General features: G+C 75.0%; 16 protein-coding genes. 7 read left to right on the forward strand and 9 right to left on the reverse strand.

Annotated features, from left to right (window positions below):
* Positions 1-12 precede the first annotated feature (12 nt).
* The gene (locus ACYP53_RS27145) at positions 13-564 is read left to right on the forward strand and encodes a hypothetical protein (RefSeq protein WP_459649340.1); all 552 of its coding nucleotides are present in this window, start codon (positions 13-15) and stop codon (positions 562-564) included.
* A 17-nt stretch (positions 565-581) separates the two neighbouring features.
* On the opposite strand, the gene ACYP53_RS27150 is transcribed toward ACYP53_RS27145, so the two are convergent.
* Both ACYP53_RS27150 and ACYP53_RS27155 read right to left on the reverse strand, forming a co-directional pair.
* Positions 582-2,972, reverse strand: coding sequence for an ABC transporter permease (locus ACYP53_RS27150; protein ID WP_459649341.1), 2,391 nt, complete (start codon positions 2,970-2,972; stop codon positions 582-584).
* The gene (locus ACYP53_RS27155) at positions 2,969-3,655 is read right to left on the reverse strand and encodes an ABC transporter ATP-binding protein (RefSeq protein ID WP_459649342.1); all 687 of its coding nucleotides are present in this window, start codon (positions 3,653-3,655) and stop codon (positions 2,969-2,971) included. Before ACYP53_RS27155 ends, ACYP53_RS27150 begins: the two co-directional genes overlap by 4 nt.
* Before the next feature lie 270 nt (positions 3,656-3,925).
* On the opposite strand from ACYP53_RS27155, the gene ACYP53_RS27160 reads away from it, so the two are divergent.
* Both ACYP53_RS27160 and ACYP53_RS27165 read left to right on the forward strand, forming a co-directional pair.
* The gene (locus ACYP53_RS27160; RefSeq protein WP_459649343.1) at positions 3,926-5,194 is read left to right on the forward strand and encodes a sensor histidine kinase; all 1,269 of its coding nucleotides are present in this window, start codon (positions 3,926-3,928) and stop codon (positions 5,192-5,194) included.
* A gap of 26 nt (positions 5,195-5,220) precedes the next feature.
* A complete protein-coding gene (locus ACYP53_RS27165) occupies positions 5,221-5,922 on the forward strand; it encodes a response regulator transcription factor (protein ID WP_459649344.1) in 702 nt (233 codons plus the stop codon).
* A 76-nt stretch (positions 5,923-5,998) separates the two neighbouring features.
* On the opposite strand, the gene katG is transcribed toward ACYP53_RS27165, so the two are convergent.
* Complete coding sequence (gene katG, locus ACYP53_RS27170; protein ID WP_459649345.1) at positions 5,999-8,218, reverse strand: catalase/peroxidase HPI; 2,220 nt, start codon at positions 8,216-8,218, stop codon at positions 5,999-6,001.
* 278 nt (positions 8,219-8,496) lie between these two features.
* Between katG and ACYP53_RS27175 the strand changes: the two genes are divergently transcribed.
* The gene (locus tag ACYP53_RS27175; protein WP_189917084.1) at positions 8,497-8,910 is read left to right on the forward strand and encodes a Fur family transcriptional regulator; all 414 of its coding nucleotides are present in this window, start codon (positions 8,497-8,499) and stop codon (positions 8,908-8,910) included.
* Positions 8,911-8,973: 63 nt separating this feature from the next.
* Here the strand turns inward: ACYP53_RS27175 and ACYP53_RS27180 are convergent, their stop codons facing one another.
* Positions 8,974-10,293, reverse strand: coding sequence for a cytochrome P450 (locus ACYP53_RS27180; RefSeq protein WP_459649346.1), 1,320 nt, complete (start codon positions 10,291-10,293; stop codon positions 8,974-8,976).
* Positions 10,294-10,483: 190 nt separating this feature from the next.
* On the opposite strand from ACYP53_RS27180, the gene ACYP53_RS27185 reads away from it, so the two are divergent.
* Positions 10,484-11,104, forward strand: a complete 621-nt coding sequence (locus ACYP53_RS27185; RefSeq protein WP_189917080.1) for an L-threonylcarbamoyladenylate synthase — start codon at positions 10,484-10,486, stop codon at positions 11,102-11,104.
* 69 nt (positions 11,105-11,173) lie between these two features.
* Here the strand turns inward: ACYP53_RS27185 and ACYP53_RS27190 are convergent, their stop codons facing one another.
* The gene (locus ACYP53_RS27190) at positions 11,174-12,013 is read right to left on the reverse strand and encodes a helix-turn-helix domain-containing protein (RefSeq protein WP_459649347.1); all 840 of its coding nucleotides are present in this window, start codon (positions 12,011-12,013) and stop codon (positions 11,174-11,176) included.
* Positions 12,014-12,107: 94 nt separating this feature from the next.
* Positions 12,108-12,884 carry an SDR family NAD(P)-dependent oxidoreductase gene (locus ACYP53_RS27195; RefSeq protein ID WP_459649348.1) on the reverse strand — a complete coding sequence of 259 codons (777 nt, stop codon included), beginning with the start codon at positions 12,882-12,884 and terminating at the stop codon, positions 12,108-12,110.
* A 190-nt stretch (positions 12,885-13,074) separates the two neighbouring features.
* Between ACYP53_RS27195 and ACYP53_RS27200 the strand changes: the two genes are divergently transcribed.
* Positions 13,075-13,737, forward strand: a complete 663-nt coding sequence (locus tag ACYP53_RS27200) for an NADPH-dependent F420 reductase (RefSeq protein WP_189917075.1) — start codon at positions 13,075-13,077, stop codon at positions 13,735-13,737.
* Here the strand turns inward: ACYP53_RS27200 and galK are convergent, their stop codons facing one another.
* Both galK and galT read right to left on the reverse strand, forming a co-directional pair.
* Positions 13,738-14,871 carry a galactokinase gene (gene galK / locus ACYP53_RS27205; RefSeq protein WP_459649349.1) on the reverse strand — a complete coding sequence of 378 codons (1,134 nt, stop codon included), beginning with the start codon at positions 14,869-14,871 and terminating at the stop codon, positions 13,738-13,740. It lies immediately after the preceding gene.
* Between the two features lie 86 nt (positions 14,872-14,957).
* Positions 14,958-16,064: a galactose-1-phosphate uridylyltransferase gene (gene galT, locus ACYP53_RS27210; RefSeq protein WP_459649350.1), complete on the reverse strand. Its 1,107-nt coding sequence runs from the start codon at positions 16,062-16,064 to the stop codon at positions 14,958-14,960.
* Between the two features lie 104 nt (positions 16,065-16,168).
* Between galT and ACYP53_RS27215 the strand changes: the two genes are divergently transcribed.
* On the forward strand, positions 16,169-16,978 hold the full coding sequence (locus ACYP53_RS27215) for a DeoR/GlpR family DNA-binding transcription regulator (RefSeq protein WP_189917071.1): 810 nt from the start codon (positions 16,169-16,171) through the stop codon (positions 16,976-16,978).
* Positions 16,979-17,019: 41 nt separating this feature from the next.
* On the opposite strand, the gene ACYP53_RS27220 is transcribed toward ACYP53_RS27215, so the two are convergent.
* The gene (locus ACYP53_RS27220; protein ID WP_189917069.1) at positions 17,020-18,057 is read right to left on the reverse strand and encodes a LacI family DNA-binding transcriptional regulator; all 1,038 of its coding nucleotides are present in this window, start codon (positions 18,055-18,057) and stop codon (positions 17,020-17,022) included.
* Between the last annotated feature and the right edge of the window lie 3 nt (positions 18,058-18,060).

An 18,060-nucleotide genomic window follows, 5' to 3' on the forward strand; every position in this document is an offset into this window, starting at 1 on the left:
GATCGGAGTGCGATGAGCGAGCAGCACAACGCCGTCCTGCTGACCTTCCCCGACGCCGCCGGCTGGCGCCCCGCCTTCGACGAGGCGGAGCACCTGCCGGGTCTGCGGGTCGCGGCCGCGCTGGAGCGCAGCACCGAGGGGGTGCTGGAGGTCAGGGACACCTTCACCCGGGGTGCGGGCGTGGCCACCGTCGGGTCGGGGCTGCTCGGCGGGGTGGTCGGGCTGCTCGGCGGGCCGATCGGCGTGCTGCTGGGCTTCGCGGCGGGCGCGGCCCTGGGCAACGCGGCGGAGGAGCGGTACGCGACCGAGGCCGGCGCCGCCCTGATCGTGCTCTCCACCCGGGTGCCGGACGGCGGCGTGCTGATCGTCCTGGAGCTGCGGGAGGCCTCCCCCGGCCCGGCCGACGAGCTGGCCGCCCGGCACGGTGCCAGCGTCGAGCGGATCGACGCGCACACCTTCACCGAGCAGGTCCGGGCCGCGGAGAAGAAGGCCGAGGAGCAGCGGGCGGCCGAGAAGGCGGCGGAGCGGCAGGAGGGGAACGGCCGGGCCCCGGACGGCGCCTGAGCCTCCCGCCCCCGCCGTCACTCCGCCCGCAGGGCGTCCACCGTCCGCGCCCGCGCCGCCCGTACGGCCGGCACCAGCGCCCCGAGCAGGGCGATCAGTACGCCGCCCAGGCCGAGCACCACCAGCTGCGGGGTGCCGAGGACGTCCAGTGCCGCGGCCGGGAAGTTCAGCCCGGCGGAGTGGCCCATCGCGGGCACGGTGACCCGGTGCAGCAGCAGGCCGACGGGCAGGCCGACCGCGCCGCCGACGGCGCCGACCAGGAGCACCGAGGCGAGCACCGTGCCCACGGTCTGCGGCGGGGTCATGCCGATCGCCTTGGTGACGCCGGTGTCCCGCCGCCGTTCCCGGACCTCCAGGACGACGGTGTTGAACACCCCGAGCCCGGCGACGGCGACCAGCAGCGCGGTCAGCGTCGCGGTGAGGGACCTCATCGCGAGGATCATGTCGCTGGAGCCGGACGGCCCGCCGGCCTCGGCGCTCATGTGCACCGGGGCGAGCGCGCGGCCGAGGGCGGTCGCGTAGGCGGCGCGGTCGGTGCCGTCCTTGAGCGTGACGAACCAGACGTCCGGCTTCGGGACCGTGCCGGCCGGGAAGGTGGCGGCGTCGGTGAAGAGCTCGTTGGTCTGGACGTGCGGGTCGAAGACCTCGCCGACGATCCGGACGGTGACCGGGCGGCCGTGGTCCGTGAAGGTGACCTGGTCGCCGATCCTCGCCGAGGCCTCGCTGAGGAAGGTGGCGGGGGCGACGGCCTCCCCCGGGCCCCGGTACCAGCGGCCGGACACCATCCGGTAGCCGGCCCGGCCGCTGTCGCCGGTGAAGGCGGTCACCGTGGTGTTCCCGGCGACGCCGGGCACGGTGACGTCCTCGACGCCGGTGCCGTAGTAGGCGGCGGTGCCGGGCTGGGCGGTCAGGGCGGCGGTGACGGCGGCCGGGTCGGCCGCTTCCGGCCGGGCCACAGGGGCCGACCAGAGCGCGGGCGAGACGCCGGGCCGCTGGGGGTGCACGAAGACGTCCGAGACGTCGTGGTTCTTCGCCTCCTGCACCCAGGTCATCGTGCCGCCCATGCCCGTCGCGAAGGCCGCCGCCGCCGTGCCGAACAGCACCGCCGCGAGCATGCCGGCGGCCCGGGCCGGGCGGGCGAAGGGCTGGGCCAGGCCGAGGCTCAGCGGCCGGGGCAGCGGCAGCCGGGCGGCCAGTGCGGCGGCGCGCCGGGCGACCGCGTCCCGCCGGGTGCCGCCCGCCGTACGGCCGACGGCCAGCGCGTCCACCGTGCGCAGCCGTCCGGCCCGGGCGGCGGCCGCCCAGGCGACCAGGGCGACGGCGGCGAGGGTGCTGCCCGCCACCGCGAGGTCCACCCAGGGGGCGATGCCGGAGGTGTCGGTGCCGTACAGCTGCCCGGTGGTGGCGAGCACCGGGACGGTCAGCAGGTTGCCGGCGACCACCCCGAACAGGGTGCCGGCGCCGGCCGGGACCAGCGCCTGGGCGACGTACGCCCGCACCACCTGGGCGGGGGTGCAGCCGAGGGCCTTGAGCACGCCGATCCGTCGGGTCGCGGTGCCGACCGCGCCGGCCACCACGTTCCCCGCCACCAGGACCGACATCGCGAGGCCGAGCAGCCCGAAGGCGACCATGAACGGCAGGAACAGCGCGGTGTTGCGGTCGGAGCCCTGCTTGGCGGTGAGCCAGGACTGCGCGCCGGTCAGCGAGCCGGCGGGGGCGGCGGCGGTGACGGCGGCCCGGTCGACGGCCATCGCGTCGGCGGTGCCGGCCTGCGCGAAGCGGTAGAGCATCTCGTAGCCGGGAGTGCTGCCCGACGCCGTGAGCGCGGTGATGCCGTCGGGCGTCACCCAGGCGTCGGAGGTACGGCTGACGGACCGGGCCCGGCCGACGATCCGCAGCGTCGGTGCCCCCGGCAGACCGGGCAGGCGCAGGGTGGCACCGGTCTCCAGCTCCTGGTCCCGGTACCCGGAGTCGATCACCACCTCGCCCGGCCGGGTCGGCCAACTTCCCTGCAGAAGCTCGACGTCGTCGATGTCCCCGGCGGCCGGGGCGGCACGGCCGGTGACGGTCATCGGGGCCATGGTCACCCCGGCCGGGACGCCGGAGTCCGGGCCCGGCTCGGGGTCGACCGTGACGGTGCGGAACGGCCCGGCGGCGGCCGTCACCCCGGCGGCGTGCGCGGTGGCGGCGAGCCGGTCGGCGTCCGCCCGGGTGCCGTCGAAGCGCGCGGTGAGGTGGGCGCCGTGCCGGCCGTCGAAGGCGCGGTCGAAGGGGGCCTGGGAGGCGACCAGCAGCGAGCCGCCGAGGACGGAGCTGGTGGTGGCCACCAGGGCGGCCAGGCCGACCGCGACCGACTGCGTCCGGCGCCGCCGGACGCCGGCGCGCACCACCCTTCCGAGCGCGCTCATGCGCCCACCGCCGGGGCTGCCGCCCAGTCCGCCTCGACCCGTCCGTCGCGCATCCGGACCGTGCGGGTCGCGCAGTCCTCGGCCAGCGTCAGGTCGTGGGTGACGATCAGGACGGTCTGGCCGTCCTGGTGCAGCTCCCGGAACAGCTCCTTGACGTCCTCGCCCGAGGCCGAGTCCAGCGCACCGGTCGGCTCGTCGGCCAGCAACACCGTCGGCCGATTCATCAACGCCCTTGCCACCGCGACACGTTGGCGCTCACCGCCGGAGAGCCGGCCCGGGTGGGCGCGGGCGTGCCGGTCGATGCCGAGCGACTCCAGCAGCTGCGCGGCCCGGCGCCGGGCCTCGGCGCGCGGGACCCCGGCCAGCTCCCCGGCCAGCACCACGTTGTCGGCGACGGTGAGGTCATCCAGCAGGTTGAAGAACTGGAACACCATGCCGATCGTGCCGCGCCGGTAGCGGGCCGAGGCCGCCTCCCCCAGCCGGTCCACCCGGACCCCGGCCACGGTGACCGTCCCGGCGCTCGGCCGGTCCAGCCCGGCCACCAGGTTCAGCAGCGTGGACTTGCCGCTCCCGGACGGGCCGAGCACGGCCACCGACTCCCCCACCCGTACGCTCAGCGTCACCCCGTCCAGTGCCGCCCGCGCGCCCTCGTAGTGGCGGCTCACCCCGCTCAGCTCGATCACCGGATCGCCGCTCGACCCCGGCCCCGGCCTGGACCCAGACCCCGGCACTCCTCGCACGCTGCTCATCCCCGCTCCTCGCACGTTCCCACTGGTGGACGGCACGACGGTACGGAGGGGCGGGGCGCCGCCGCGTCCGTCGCCCGCGGCAACTTCCGTACCGCGTCCGGCGGATCCGGCGCGGCGTCATCCTTGCGAGGTAGTCGCCGGATGTACCGGCTACCGCCGTCCGCGGGGCTGTCCCCGGGGCCGCCCGACCCCCACAATGTCCCGGTGATCAACCATCCGACGGTGCGACGGCTGCGCGCGGCCCTCCGCCCGGCCGACGACCCGGCCGATGGCCCGGGCGCCACGCCGCCGCCCCGGCCGACCCGGCGCGGCCTGGCCTTCGACGTGGCCCTGGCCCTCTTCCTCTCCGTCACCAGCGGGCGCTACGCCACCATCGCGGACAACCCGCGCGAAACGACCCTGACCTGGCTGTTGCTGCTGGTCCCGCTCGTGCCGCTGCCTCTGGTGCTGCGCCGCCGCCATCCGCTGGCGGTGCTGTGGGCGGTGCTGCCGGCCGCGCTGCTGGTCCGCCACCAGTCGCAGGACATCGCGTACTCGGCGGGCACGGCGGTGATCGTCGCCGCGTACAGCGCGGCCGCGTACGGGCGCCGCCCGAGGACCGTCCTGCTCAGCCTGCCGGTCGCGACGGCCGCGCTGGTGGTGCTCTTCACCGACGCCAAGCTGCCGCACTTCCCCAACGGGGTGATCGCCGTCCTGGTCCTGGTGCCGGTGTTCGCGGTCGCCTACGAACTGCGGATGTGGCGCCGCCGGGTCGACGAGGGGCGGGAGCGGCTGACCGCCCTGGAACGCGAGCAGCTGACCGCCCTGCGCCGCGCGGTGGAGCTCGAACGGGCGCGGATCGCACGGGAGTTGCACGATGTGGTGACCCACAACGTGAGCATGATGACGATCCAGGCCGGTGCCGCCCGCAAGATCCTGGACACCGCCCCGGACAAGGCCCGCGAGGCGATGGCCGCGGTGGAGTCCGGCGGGCGCGCGGCGATGACCGAACTTCGGCACGTCATGGGCCTGTTGACCATCGACTCGGAGCCCGCCGATCCGGCGCCCGGCTTCGACCCGGCCGCCGGGGCCGACCTGAGCCCGCAGCCGGGCCTCGGCCGGCTGGACGCGCTGGTCGAGGGCGTCCGCCGGGCCGGGCTGCCGGTGGAGCTGGCGGTCCGGGGCGAGCGCCGGCCGGTGCCGCCCGGGGTCGAACTGGCCGCCTACCGGGTCGTCCAGGAGGCCCTCACCAACACCGTCAAGCACGCGGGCGGCGCCGACGCCACGGTGACCGTCGAGTACGCCCCCGACCACCTGACGGTGGACGTCACCGACACCGGCGGCCGCCCCACCGGCGCCGCCGCCACCGGAAACGGCCGCGGCCTGCTCGGCCTCCGCGAACGCCTCGCCGTCTACGGCGGCACCCTGCGGTCCGGCCCCCGGCCGCGCGGCGGCTACCGCGTCACCGCCCTGATCCCGTTGGAGAGCCGATGAGTGAACAGCCGACGACTGAACCACCGATGAGTGGACAGCCGACGAGTGGACAGCCGATCCGGGTGGTGGTCGCCGACGACCAGGCCCTGGTCCGCGGCGGGTTCCGGCTGATCCTGGAGTCGGAGGGGATCGAGGTGGTCGCCGAGGCGGAGGACGGCGAGCGGGCCGTCTCCGCAGTCCGCCGGACCGGACCGGACGTCGTCCTGATGGACATCCGGATGCCCGGCCTGGACGGGCTGGAGGCCACCCGCCGGATCCTCGCCGACCCCTCCGGGCAGCCGCCGCGGATCATCATGCTGACCACCTTCGACCTCGACCACTACGTCTACGCCGCGATGGCCGCCGGGGCGAGCGGGTTCCTGCTCAAGGACGTCACCCCGGAGCACCTGGCCGCCGCCGTCCGGCTGGTCCGCACCGGGGACGCGCTGCTCGCCCCCGCCATCACCCGCCGCCTGGTCGAGCGCTTCGCCCGCCCGGACGCCCCGACCGCCGCCCCGCACCGGGAGCTGGGCACGCTCACCCCGCGCGAACTGGAGGTGATGGCGCTGCTCGGCCGCGGCCTCAGCAACGCCGAACTCGCCGCCCGGCTGCGGCTGTCCGAGGCGACGGTGAAGACGCACGTCGCCCGGATCCTCGGCAAGCTGGGGCTGCGGGACCGGGCCCAGGTGGTGGTCGCGGCGTACGAGACCGGGCTGGTCAGCGTGGGGTCCGCGGCGCAGGAGCCGTAACGCCGTAACGACGGGCGGGAGCCCGGGGGTTGACGACTCCCGGGCTCCCGCCGTCACCGGCTCGGGACGGCCTCGATCAGACCAGGTCGAAGCGGTCCGCGTTCATGACCTTGGTCCAGGCCGCGACGAAGTCCGTCACGAACTTCTCCTTGGCGTCGTCGCTCGCGTACACCTCGGCGACGGCGCGCAGTTCGGCGTTGGAGCCGAAGACCAGGTCGGCCCGGGTGCCGGTCCAGGTGACCTTGCCGGAGGCGTCGTGGGCCTCGAAGGTGTGCGAGTCCTCCGAGGTGGCCGTCCAACGGGTGTCCAGGTCCAGCAGGTTGACGAAGAAGTCGTTCGTCAGCACGCCCGGGGTGGCGGTGAGCACGCCGTGCGCGGACCCGCCGTGGTTGGCGCCCAGCACGCGCAGGCCGCCGACCAGCACGGTCAGCTCGGGGGCGCTCAGGCCGAGCAGGTTGGCCTTGTCGAGCAGCAGGTACTCGGCCGGGAGCCGGTTGCCCTTGCCGACCCAGTTGCGGAAGCCGTCCGCCTTGGGCTCCAGCGCGGCGAAGGACTCGGTGTCGGTCAGCTCCTGCGGGGCGTCCACCCGGCCCGGCGCGAACGGCACCTCGACGGCGAGGCCGGCCGCCTTGGCGGCCTGCTCGACGCCGACGCCGCCGGCCAGCACCACCAGGTCGGCCAGCGAGACCTGCTTTCCGCCGCCGGCCTGCGCGTTGAACTCCTGCTGCACGCCCTCCAGGGTGCGCAGCACGGAGGCCAGCTGGTCGGGCTCGTTGACCTCCCAGCCGATCTGCGGCTGCAGCCGGATGCGGGCGCCGTTGGCGCCGCCGCGCTTGTCGCTGGAGCGGAAGGAGGAGGCCGCCGCCCAGGCGGTGGAGACCAGCTCGGCCACCGACAGGCCGGTGGCGCCGATCCGGCGCTTGAGGTCGGCCACGTCGGCCGCCTCGACCGACTGGTACGAGACCTCCGGCAGCGGGTCCTGCCAGAGCAGCTTCTCGCTCGGGACCTCCGGGCCGAGGTAGCGGACGACCGGGCCCATGTCGCGGTGGGTGAGCTTGTACCAGGCGCGGGCGAAGGCGTCGGCGAACGCGTCCGGGTTCTCCAGGAAGCGCCGGGAGATCGGCTCGTAGACCGGGTCGAAGCGCAGCGACAGGTCGGTGGTGAGCATGATCGGGACGTGCCGCTTGCTCGGGTCGTGGGCGTCCGGGACGGTGCCCTCGCCCGCGCCGTCCTTGGGCTTCCACTGGTGGGCGCCGGCCGGGCTCTTGGTGAGCTCCCACTCGTAGCCGAACAGCGTCTCGAAGAAGCTGTTGTCCCAGGTGATCGGGGTGGCGGTCCAGGCGCCCTCCAGGCCGCTGGTGATCGCGTCGGCGCCGACGCCGGTGCCGAAGCTGCTCTTCCAGCCGAGGCCCTGCTGCTCGATCGGGGCGGCCTCCGGGTCCGGGCCGACGTTGTCGGCCGGGCCGGCGCCGTGGGTCTTGCCGAAGGTGTGGCCGCCGGCGATCAGCGCGACGGTCTCCTCGTCGTTCATCGCCATCCGGTAGAAGGTCTCGCGGATGTCGCGGGCGGCGGCGATCGGGTCCGGGTTGCCGTTGGGGCCCTCGGGGTTGACGTAGATCAGGCCCATCTGGACGGCGGCGAGCGGGCTCTCCAGCTCGCGGTCGCCGGTGTAGCGCTCGTCGCCCAGCCAGGTGGTCTCCGGGCCCCAGTAGACGTCCTCGTCCGGCTCCCACTCGTCGACGCGGCCGCCGCCGAAGCCGAAGGTCCGGAAGCCCATGCCCTCCAGCGCGACGTTGCCGGTCAGGACGATCAGGTCGGCCCAGGACAGGCTGCGGCCGTACTTCTTCTTCACCGGCCAGAGCAGGCGGCGGGCCTTGTCCAGGCTGGCGTTGTCGGGCCAGCTGTTCAGCGGGGCGAAGCGCTGCTGGCCGCCGCCGGCGCCGCCGCGGCCGTCACTGATCCGGTAGGTGCCGGCGCTGTGCCAGGCCATGCGGATCATGAACGGACCGTAGTTGCCGTAGTCGGCCGGCCACCAGTCCTGGGAGGTGGTGAGGATCTCCTGGATGTCCCGCTTGACGGCCGGGAGGTCCAGGGTGGCGAAGGCCGCCGCGTAGTCGAACTCCCCGCCGAGCGGGTTGGCGACGGCGGGGTTCTTGGCAAGGATCTTCAAATTGAGCCGTTCCGGCCACCACTGGCGGTTGCCACCGCCCTGGGTCGGGTGCGGCGCGCGCCCGTGATTCACCGGGCAGCCCTCCGCACTCGCCTCTACGCCGGTTGCATCGTGGATGTCAGACATGGGAATCCTTCCCTCACAAGGCGGATCACGGTGTCTTCTCTGGCTGCCTACGGCACCGGTCGGTGCCGTTCGGAGCCGCGTGCCACGTGTTGCTGCTGCGCACCACAGCAACGGGAGCCACGTGCTGCTGCTCACCAGGCTAGCGCGGAGCCGATCCTACGATGGACGGAATCCAAGTCAAGAAAGGCACCAAGCCCATATCCCATCGGGAACCGGAGGGCGCAGGATGTGCATTGGTAAACTCCGGTCCTCCCCTTGACCTGAATAGGTGAACCGATATGAGTGACCTGCTGGAGCGGCTGCGCGGGCGCGGCTGGCGCCTGACCTCCCAGCGGCGTGTCGTGGCCGAGGTCCTGGACGGCGAGCACGTGCACCTGACCGCGGACGAGGTGCACGCCCGGGCGGCCGAGCGCCTGCCGGAGATCTCCCGGGCGACGGTCTACAACACCCTCGGCGAGCTGGTCACGCTCGGCGAGGTCATCGAGGTCGCCACCGACGGGCGCGCCAAGCGCTACGACCCCAACGCCCACCGTCCGCACCAGCACCTGATCTGCACCGGCTGCGGCGCCATCCGCGACGTCCACCCGCTCGGCAACCCGCTCGCCGACCTCCCGGCGGAGCAGCGCTTCGGCTTCACCGTCTCGCAGGCCGAGGTCACCTACCGCGGGCTCTGCCCCGACTGCGCGGGCTGACCGCCCCACGCCTCCGTCCCCGCGCCGCCGGTTCCGCGCCGGCGGTTCCGCGCCCCGGGTTCCTCACCGCTGCCTCCAGCGGACCGGCAGTGACTTGAGACCGTTCTGGAAGTTGGAGACCAGCCGCTTCGGCGGCGCGTCGGAGGCGAGCTCCAGGCCGGGCAGTCCGGCGACGACCCGGCGGATCAGGGCCGCCGTCTGGATCCTGGCGAGCCGTGCCCCGACGCAGAAGTGCGGGCCGAAGCCGAAGCTGACGTGGTCGTTCGGCGAGCGGGTGAGGTCCAGGCGGTCCGGGTCGGGGAAGACCGATTCGTCCCGGTTTGCGGAGGCGTGGTAGACCACCACCTTGTCGCCCCGGCGGATCGGCCGCCCGGCCAGCACCACGTCCCTGGTGGCGGTGCGGCGGAACTCCACGACCGGCGGCCAGAACCGCAGCAGCTCCTCGACCGCCGGAGCGGTCAGCCCGGGCTCGCGGGCCAGCCGGCCGTACTGCTCGGGGTGGGTGAGCAGGGAGTACAGCCCGCCGGGCAGGCCGTTGCGCAGGGTCTCGTTGCCGGCGACCCCGAACAGGAAGAACATCGTCTCGAACTCGGCGGGGCCCAGCCCGGCGTCCCGCATCCGGGCGACGATGCTGCCCGGCGGCGGCTGCTCGGCGAGCCCGTGGGCGTACGCGAACATGTCGGCGAGGGCCGCGCGGGAGCGCGGGTTGACCGGGCGTCCGCCGGGGGCGGTGCGGACGGCGGTCCGGACGGCGGGGCGGTGGGCGAGCGCGGCGCGGCCCAGGTCGGTGAGCCGGGAGGGGTCGGCGGTACTGGACCGGGCGTGGTCGGGGTCCTGGTAGCCGATCACCCGGTTCGACCAGTCGACCAGGAGCTGCCGGTCCTGCTCCGGCACGCCCAGGATCAGGGCCAGTGTCCACACCGGCAGCTCGGCGGCGACCGGCACGAAGTCGGCCTCGCCCAACGGGCGGATCGCGTCGACGAGTTCGGCCGCGCGGCGCTCCACGGCCACGGTCAGCTCGTGCAGCGCCCGCGGGGTGAAGGCCGCGGCGACGGCCCGGCGCAGCCGGGAGTGGTCGGGCGGGTCCTGGTTGAGCATCATCGTGCGGGCGAAGGCCAGGTCGGCGGGCGTGTCCGGGTCCCTGATCTGGGTCGCGCCGAGGTGCGAGGAGAACTCCTCCGGGCTGCGCAGCACGTGCTTCACGTCCGCGTGCCTCAGCACCGCCCAGTACCCGGGCCCGGCCGGCCACTCCCCCACCGCCGGCTCCTCCACCCAGCAGACCGGCGCCTCGGCCCGCAGCTCACGGAACAGGTCGTACGGCACGCCCTCGGCGTACGTCCCGGGGAGGAAGATCCGGTTCGCCGCAGCCTGATCGAAGCCCATGCCGACCGACCGTACGCCGCGGCCCGGCGGCCCGCCAGAACGCGGGAACGCCGGAACGGGGGAACGCCGGAACGCGGGAGCGTCGGAACGCCGGAACGCCGGAACGCCGGAACGCCGGAACGCGGGAGCGTCGGAACGCGGGACGACGCGGCTGCGCCGATGAGCCCCGGGAATCCCGTAGGGTCGGCCAATGGCGAAGTACTTCGACGTTCACCCCGAGTCCCCCCAGCCGCGCACCATCGGCACGGTGGCCGACAGCCTCCGCTCCGGAGCCCTGATCGCGTACCCGACCGACTCCTGTTTCGCCCTGGGCTGCCGGCTGGACAACCGTGACGGCCTCGAACGGATCCGGACGATCCGGCGCCTCGACGAGCGCCACCACTTCACCCTGATGTGCGAGGACTTCGCGCAGCTGGGGCAGTTCGTCCAGCTCGACAACAACGTGTTCCGCGCCGTCAAGGCCGCGACCCCCGGCAGCTACACCTTCATCCTCCCCGCCACCAAGGAGGTTCCGCGCCGGCTGATGCACCCCAAGAAGAAGACGGTGGGCGTCCGGATCCCCGACCACGCCGTGACCCGGGCGCTGCTCGCCGAACTCGGTGAGCCGCTGCTCTCCAGCACCCTGGTCCTGCCCGGCGACGACGAACCGATGACCCAGGGCTGGGAGATCAAGGAGCGCCTCGACCACGTGCTCGACGCGGTGGTCGACTCGGGCGACTGCGGCACCGAGCCGACGACGGTCATCGACTTCTCCAGCGGCAGCCCGGAGGTCGTCCGACGGGGGGCCGGAGACCCCGCGCGCTTCGAGTGACGGACCGGGCGGCTCCCGCGGCGGGGGCCGTCCGTCACCCGACCGGCCCGGCGCCGGGGAACGCGGGGCTCAGCGCGAGGCGGCCCAGGAGAGCAGCAGGCGGAGGGCGTCGTCGGACGGGGTGCCCGGGTCGGGGGTGTAGGTGACCAGGGCCTGGCCGGGGTCGTCGGCGGGGCGGAGGGTGTCGTAGGCGAGGTCCAGGGTGCCGGCGACGGGGTGGCGGAAGACCTTGCGGCCGGAGGTCTTGTCGGCGACCGGGTGTTCGGCCCAGAAGTGGTGGAACTCCTCGCTGCGGAGGCAGAGTTGGCCGACGAGTTCGGCGAGCAGCGGGTCGTCGGGGCGGCGGCCGGCCTCCAGGTGGAGGAAGGCGGCGTTCTCCCGGGCGCAGCTCGCCCAGTCGGCGTAGAGCTCGCGGGAGGAGGGGTCGAGGAAGGTGATGCGGGCGATGTTGCGTTCCTCGGCCGGCAGGGCGCCGTAGTCGCCGAACAGGGCGGTGGCGGCCCGGTTCCAGGCCAGGACGTCCATCCGGTGGCCCATCACCAGGGCCGGGGTGTCGTGGAGTTGGTCCAGCAGCCGCAGCAGGGAGGGGCGGGGCTGCTGGCGGACGGCGGGGCGGCGGCGCGGGCGGGGCGCGGGCCGGGCCAGCCGGTGGAGGTGGCCGGACTCGTCGGGGGCCAGCCGCAGGGCGCGGGCGACGGCGTCGAGCACGGTCTGCGAGGGGTTGCCGACCCGGCCCTGTTCGAGGCGGGTGTAGTAGTCGACGCTGACGCCCGCCAGGTGGGCGAGCTCCTCGCGGCGCAGCCCGGCGACCCGGCGGCGGCCGCCGTAGTCGGGGAGGTCGACGTCCTCGGGGCGCAGCCGGGCGCGGCGGGTGCGGAGGAATTCGCTCAGGGCGCTGGTCGGGTTCACGGAAGGATTGTCGCCCGGCGGGGCGTCCCCGTGCCTGGCCCTGTCAGGACCAGGCACGGGGCGGCGGGTGGAAGCGGGCGGATCGGCGGGTGGATCAGCCCCTGAGGGAGGGGAAGGCGGGGACGAGGCCGCCGTCGATCACGATGTCCTGCGCGGTGATGTACGAGGACCGGTCGGAGAGCAGGAAGGCCACGGTCTCGGCGACGTCCTCCGCCGTGCCGAGGCGGCCGAGCGGGACGTGGCCGCGGATCGGCTCGTGGTCGGCCGGGTCCGGGACGGCCCGGTGGAACATCTCGGTGACGATGTAGCCGGGGCTGACCGAGTTGACCCGGATCCGGCGCCCGGCGAGCTCGCTGCCGAGGGTGCGGGCGAGGCTGCGGACGCCCGCCTTGGTGGCGGCGTAGACGGCGGCGCCGGGCAGGCCGCGGTGCTGGGTCCAGGAGGCGTTGAGGACGACCGAGCCGCCGCCGGCCGCGTCCAGCAGGGGCAGGGCGTGCCGGACGGTGAAGAGGACGCCCTTGAGGTTGGTGCCGGTGATCCGGTCGAACTCGTCCTCGGTGACCTCCTCCAGCGGCCGGAAGCCGGCCACGCCCGCGTTGGCGAAGACGCCGTCGAGCTTGCCGTACCGCTCGCGGACGGTGTCGGCGAGGCGGGCCAGGTCGGCCGGGACGGCGGCGTCGGCGCGGACGGCGAGCAGCCGGTCGCCGGCGTCGAGCAGCCGGGCGGCGCGGTCGAGCCGGGCGTCGTCGCGGCCGGTGACGACGACCCGGGAGCCGTCGGCGAGCAGGCGGCGGGCGGTGGCGAGGCCCATGCCGCTGGTGCCGCCGGTGACGAGGACGGTGTGGTCGGCGGGGGTGCGGTCGGTGTTCATGGCTCCCACCCTCACGGCGGCCGCCGACCCGGTACCAGACCCGCCCCGACCCCGGGTCCCGGAGAACCACCCTGGCGCGGGGAATCGCGGCGGTCGCGGCGCGGTTGGGCCAGGACGACGGGCTACCGCGGCCGGACGGGCCGTACGAGCCTGACGACCCGGTACGGAACTCGCACACGAGGGGCTTCCTATGAAGATCGGCATCATCGGCGCGGGCAACATCGGCGGAAACCTGACCCGGCGGCTGACCGCGCTCGGGCACGACGTCTCGGTCGCCAACTCGCGCGGCCCGGAGACGCTGAAGGCCCTGGTCGAGGAGACCGGCGCGACGGCGGTGACGGTCGCCGAGGCGGCGCGGGGCGCCGAGGTCGTGGTCGTGACCGTGCCGCTGAAGAACGTCCCGGACCTGCCCGCCGGGCTGTTCGACGGGGCCGCCGAGGGCGTGGCCGTGATCGACACCGGCAACTACTACCCGAAGGAGCGCGACGGCCGGATCGACGCGATCGAGGACGACGGGCTCACCGAGAGCCGGTGGACGGAGCGGCACCTCGGCCACCCGGTGGTGAAGGTGTTCAACGGCACCTACGCGCAGGACCTGCTGGACCGTCCGCTCCCGGCGGGCGACCCGGAGCGGATCGCCGTGCCGGTCGCGGGCGACGACGAGGCGGCCAAGCGGGTCGTCCGGGCGCTGGTCGACGAGCTGGGCTTCGACTCGGTGGACGCGGGCGGCATCGACGACTCCTGGCGCCAGCAGCCGTCCACCCCGGTGTACGGGCTGCGCGCCGGCGCCGAGGCCGTGGCCCGGGCGCTCGCGGAGGCCTCCCCGGAGCGCCCGGCGGCCCACCGGGCCTGATCAGCGGATCCGCCGAGCCCCCTCGGCGGGGGTGGCGGTGAGGGTGCGCGGCTCGGCGTAGCCGGCGGTGCGGAAGGCGGCGGTGACCTCGGCGGCGACGTGGTCGGCCCGGCCGGTGTCGACCAGGGCGATGACGGAGCCGCCGAACCCGCCGCCGGTCATCCGGGCGCCGTGGGCACCGGCGGCCACCGCGGCTTCGACGGCGAGGTCGGTCTCCGGGCAGGAGACCCGGAAGTCGTCGCGCAGCGAGGCGTGGCCGGCGGTGAGGACCGGGCCCAGTGCGGGGAGGTCGCCGGCGTCCAGGTGGGCGACGGCGGCCTCCACGCGCGCGTTCTCGGTGACCACGTGGCGTACCAGGGGGCGCAGTTCCTCGGGGAGGCGGGTGAGCGCGTCGGCGAGTCCGGCGGGTTCCAGGGAGCGCAGCGCGGGCAGTCCGAGCAGGCCGGCGGCCTTCTCGCAGCCGGCCCGCAGGGCGGCGTACGCGCCGTCGCCGAGGTCGTGCTTGACCCGGGTGTCCAGGACGAGCAGGGCGAGGCCCGCGCCCGCGAGGTCGACGGGGACCTGGCGTGCCGACAGGTCGCGGGTGTCCAGGAACAGGGCGGCGCCGGGGCGGCAGCACATCGAGGCCATCTGGTCCATGATCCCGCAGGGCACGCCGACGAAGGCGTTCTCGGCCCGCTGGGCGAGCTGGGCGAGTTCGGATGCGGAGCGGCCCAGCCCGTACAGGCCGTCGTAGGCGGCGGCGACGGCGCATTCGAGGGCCGCGGAGGAGGAGAGGCCGGCGCCGCTCGGGACGTCGCTGTCCAGCCGGATGTCGGCGCCGCCGACCTCGTGTCCGGCGTCGCGCAGCGCCCACACCACGCCGGCCGGGTAGCCGGCCCAGCCGGGTACCGCGCCCGGGGCGAGGTCGGCGAGCCGGAGTTCGACGAGTTCCCGGCCCTGGGCGGACCAGAGCCGCAGCAGTCCGTCGTCCCGGCGGGCGGCCTCGGCGCGGACGGTCTGCGGGAGGGCGATCGGCAGCACGAAGCCGAGGTTGTAGTCGGTGTGTTCGCCGATCAGGTTCACCCGCCCGGGGGCGGCCCACTCGCCTTCGGCGGGGCGTCCGTAGAGCTCGGCGAAGGTGGGGGCGTTCACGGGGTTCACGGGGTTCACGGGGTTCACGGGGTTCACGGGGCTCACAGTGTTCTCGGGGTTCACAGTGTTCACGGGGTGCGCGGGGCTCACGACGCGACCTCCCGCAGCCGGCGGGCCGCGTCCTCGGGGGTGACGTCGTTGACGAAGGCGTCCATGCCGGATTCCACGCCGGCCAGGTACTTGAGCTTGTCGGCGGCGCGCCGGATGGTGAACAGCTCCAGGTGCAGGGCGAGTTCGTCGCGCTGCCCGGTGGGCGCCTGGTGCCAGGCGGAGATGTACGGGGTGCGGCCGGCGCCGAAGAGGCGGTCGAAGCGGCGGAGCAACTCCAGGTAGAGGAGCGGGAATTCGGCGCGCTGCGACTCGTCCAGGGCGGTCAGGTCGGGCACCCTGCGGTTCGGGTACAGGTGCACCTCGTAGGGCCAGCGGGCGGCGAAGGGCACGAAGGCCGTCCAGTGCTCGCCGGTCAGCACGACGCGCTCGCCGTGGGCGCGTTCGGCGGCGAGGAGGTCCTCGAAGAGGTTGCCGCCGGTGGCGGCGCGGTGCCGGGCCGCACGGGCGGCGATCCGGGCGGTGCGGGGGGTGGTGAACGGGAAGGCGTAGATCTGGCCGTGCGGGTGGGCGAGGGTGACGCCGATCTCGGCGCCCCGGTTCTCGAAGCAGTAGACCTGTTCGATCCCCGGCAGGGCGGAGAGTTCGGCGGTGCGGTCGGTCCAGGCGTCCAGGACCAGCCGGGCCCGCTCGGGGGTGAGGTCGGCGAAGGAGGCGTCGTGGTCGGCGGTGAAGCAGACCACTTCGCAGCGGCCGGCGCCGGGGCCCGCGGTCCACAGGCCGTCGGCCTCCCCGGCGGGGTCGGCGGGCGGGCCGGCGAGCGAGGGGAAGCGGTTCTCGAAGACGGCCACCTGGTAGTCCTCGGCCGGGATCTCGCTGAGCCGGCCGTCCCGGGACGGGCAGAGCGGGCACTCCTCGGCGGGCGGCTGGTAGGTGCGGGCCTGGCGGTGCGCGGCGATGGTGACCCAGTCGCCGGTGGCCGGGTCGAGCCGGACCTGGGAGCCGGGGGCCTGCGGGTCCAGCGGGCGTTCGTCGACGGCGTTCCGGGGGGCGGCGGCCCCGCGGTCGTAGTAGATCAGCTGCCGGCCGTCCGCGAGTCCGGTCACGGTCCTGGTCGTGGGCTGGGTCAGGGTCGTCCCGGGCATGGCCTTCTTCCTCCGAGTGGAGCCATTGGAATCAACAGAAAGCTACAATCTCAAACATTATCCACCAATGCCATGCCTCAGACGTAGGGGAAGGAGGCCTCCCGATGGCTGACAGCGCCCAACCGCTCGCCGGGCAGCGCCGTGTGCTGATCCTGGAGCAGGTCCGTGCGCGCGGCGGGGTCCGGGTCACCGAGCTGGTCCGGGAGCTCGGGGTGTCCGACATGACGGTCCGCCGCGACCTGGACGCGCTGGCCCGCCGCGGCCTGGTGCACAAGGTGCACGGCGGCGCGGTGCGGATCGAGGCGCCGGCCACCGGCGAGCCCGGGTTCGAGACCAAGGCGCACTGGGAGCTGCCCGCCAAGGAGGCGATCGCCCGCGCGGCCGCCGCACTGGTACCGCCCGGCTCGGCCGTCGCGCTGGCCGGCGGGACGACCACCTTCGCGGTCGCCCGGCACCTGCGCGCGGTCGAGGGCCTCACCGTGGTCACCAACTCGCTGCGGATCGCCGACCTCCTCGAACAGCCCGACGAGGACGGCGGCCCCGCCACCGCGACGGTGATCCGCACCGGCGGCGTCCGCACACCCTCGGACGCGCTGGTCGGGCCGGTGGCCGACCAGGCGATCCGCTCGCTGCACGTCAACCTGCTGGTCCTGGGCTGCCACGGCCTCTCCCCCGAGGCCGGGCTGACCACCCCCAACCTGGCCGAGGCGGAGACCAACCGGGCCTTTCTGCACTCGGCCCGCCGGGTGGTCGTGGTGGCCGACCACACCAAGTGGAACGCCGTCGGCCTGGCCTCCTTCGCCGCTCTGGACCAGCTGGACGTCCTCGTCACCGACGACGCCCTGCCCGCCGAACAGCGGGCCGCGGCCGCCCGCCTGGTCGGCGAGCTGATCGTCGCACCGGGCGCCGACTGACCGACGACCCGACTGGCCGACAGCCCGCGGCCCGCTTCCGGCTACCCGCTGCTCCCCCGCACCACCAGCTCGGTGGGCAGCTCCAGCCCCGCCGCCGGCTCCGCCTCACCGCGCAGCCGGCCCAGCAGCCGGCCGACCAGCGCGGCGGCGATCGCCCGCAGCGGCAGCCGGACGGAGGTCAGCCCGGGGTGCAGGTGGCGGCAGAGCGGCGTGTCGTGGAAGCCGGTGACGGCCACCCCGCCGGGCCCGACCGCCAGCCCCTCCGCCCGGACCGCCTCGTACACGTCCAGCGCCAGCAGGTCGCTGCCCGCGGCGACGGCGGTCGGCCGGTCGGGCCCGCGCAGCAGCGCCCGGACCGCGGCGACCGCCGAAGGGGCGGTCGCCTCCGCCCCCGGCAGCGCCACCGCGGTGAGCCCCAGCCGGTGGGCCTCGGCGAGGAAGCCCGCCCGCCGCGCCGCCATCCAGGGCAGCTCCTCGGCGGCGCCGAGGTAGCCGATCCGGCGGTGGCCCTGGGCCGCGAGGTGCCGCACCACCTCGGCCATCGCCGCGTCGTTGGCGATGTCCACCCAGTGCTGCGGCTCCCCCGGGCCGGTGCGCCCGAAGCTGACGAAGGGGACGCCGAGCCGGGCGACGTGCGCGATCCGGGCGTCCTCGGCCAGCACGTCGGCCAGCACCAGCCCGTCCACCTGGCGGGCCGCCACCAGTTCGTCGATCGCGGCCGTCGGGTCCGCCGTCGGCGGGGCGGGCCGGAACAGCAGGACTCGTCGGCCTTCGGCGCCCGCCGCGTCGACCAGGGCCTCCAGGAAGCCGGCCATCAGCGGGTTGGGGTCGAGCGGGTCGTCCACCGGGGCGAGGTAGCCGAGGGTGCGCCGGGCGCCGCTGCGCAGCGAGCGGGCGGACTGGTCGGGCTGGTAGCCGAGTTCGCGGATCGCGGTGGTGACGCGTTCCAGGGTCTCCGGCCGGACCCGGTGCGGGGCGTTGAGCGCGTTGGAGACGGTCTGCCGGGAGACCCCGGCCGCCCGGGCGACCTCCTCGATCGTGCTGGCGCCGCGGCGCGGTCGCGGCGGTCCCTCGGGCATCCG

The organism is Kitasatospora sp. Ki12, assembly GCF_054601375.1.

Coding starts and splice junctions, on each gene's coding strand:
- ACYP53_RS27185 (WP_189917080.1), top strand. CDS start 10,484: ATGGCGAAGTACTTCGACGTTCACCCCGAGTCCCCCCAGCCGCGCACC.
- ACYP53_RS27175 (WP_189917084.1), top strand. CDS start 8,497: ATGAGTGACCTGCTGGAGCGGCTGCGCGGGCGCGGCTGGCGCCTGACC.
- katG (WP_459649345.1), bottom strand. CDS start 8,218: ATGTCTGACATCCACGATGCAACCGGCGTAGAGGCGAGTGCGGAGGGC.
- ACYP53_RS27145 (WP_459649340.1), top strand. CDS start 13: ATGAGCGAGCAGCACAACGCCGTCCTGCTGACCTTCCCCGACGCCGCC.
- ACYP53_RS27200 (WP_189917075.1), top strand. CDS start 13,075: ATGAAGATCGGCATCATCGGCGCGGGCAACATCGGCGGAAACCTGACC.
- ACYP53_RS27150 (WP_459649341.1), bottom strand. CDS start 2,972: ATGAGCGCGCTCGGAAGGGTGGTGCGCGCCGGCGTCCGGCGGCGCCGG.
- ACYP53_RS27195 (WP_459649348.1), bottom strand. CDS start 12,884: ATGAACACCGACCGCACCCCCGCCGACCACACCGTCCTCGTCACCGGC.
- ACYP53_RS27220 (WP_189917069.1), bottom strand. CDS start 18,057: ATGCCCGAGGGACCGCCGCGACCGCGCCGCGGCGCCAGCACGATCGAG.
- ACYP53_RS27215 (WP_189917071.1), top strand. CDS start 16,169: ATGGCTGACAGCGCCCAACCGCTCGCCGGGCAGCGCCGTGTGCTGATC.
- galT (WP_459649350.1), bottom strand. CDS start 16,064: ATGCCCGGGACGACCCTGACCCAGCCCACGACCAGGACCGTGACCGGA.
- ACYP53_RS27165 (WP_459649344.1), top strand. CDS start 5,221: ATGAGTGGACAGCCGACGAGTGGACAGCCGATCCGGGTGGTGGTCGCC.
- ACYP53_RS27180 (WP_459649346.1), bottom strand. CDS start 10,293: ATGGGCTTCGATCAGGCTGCGGCGAACCGGATCTTCCTCCCCGGGACG.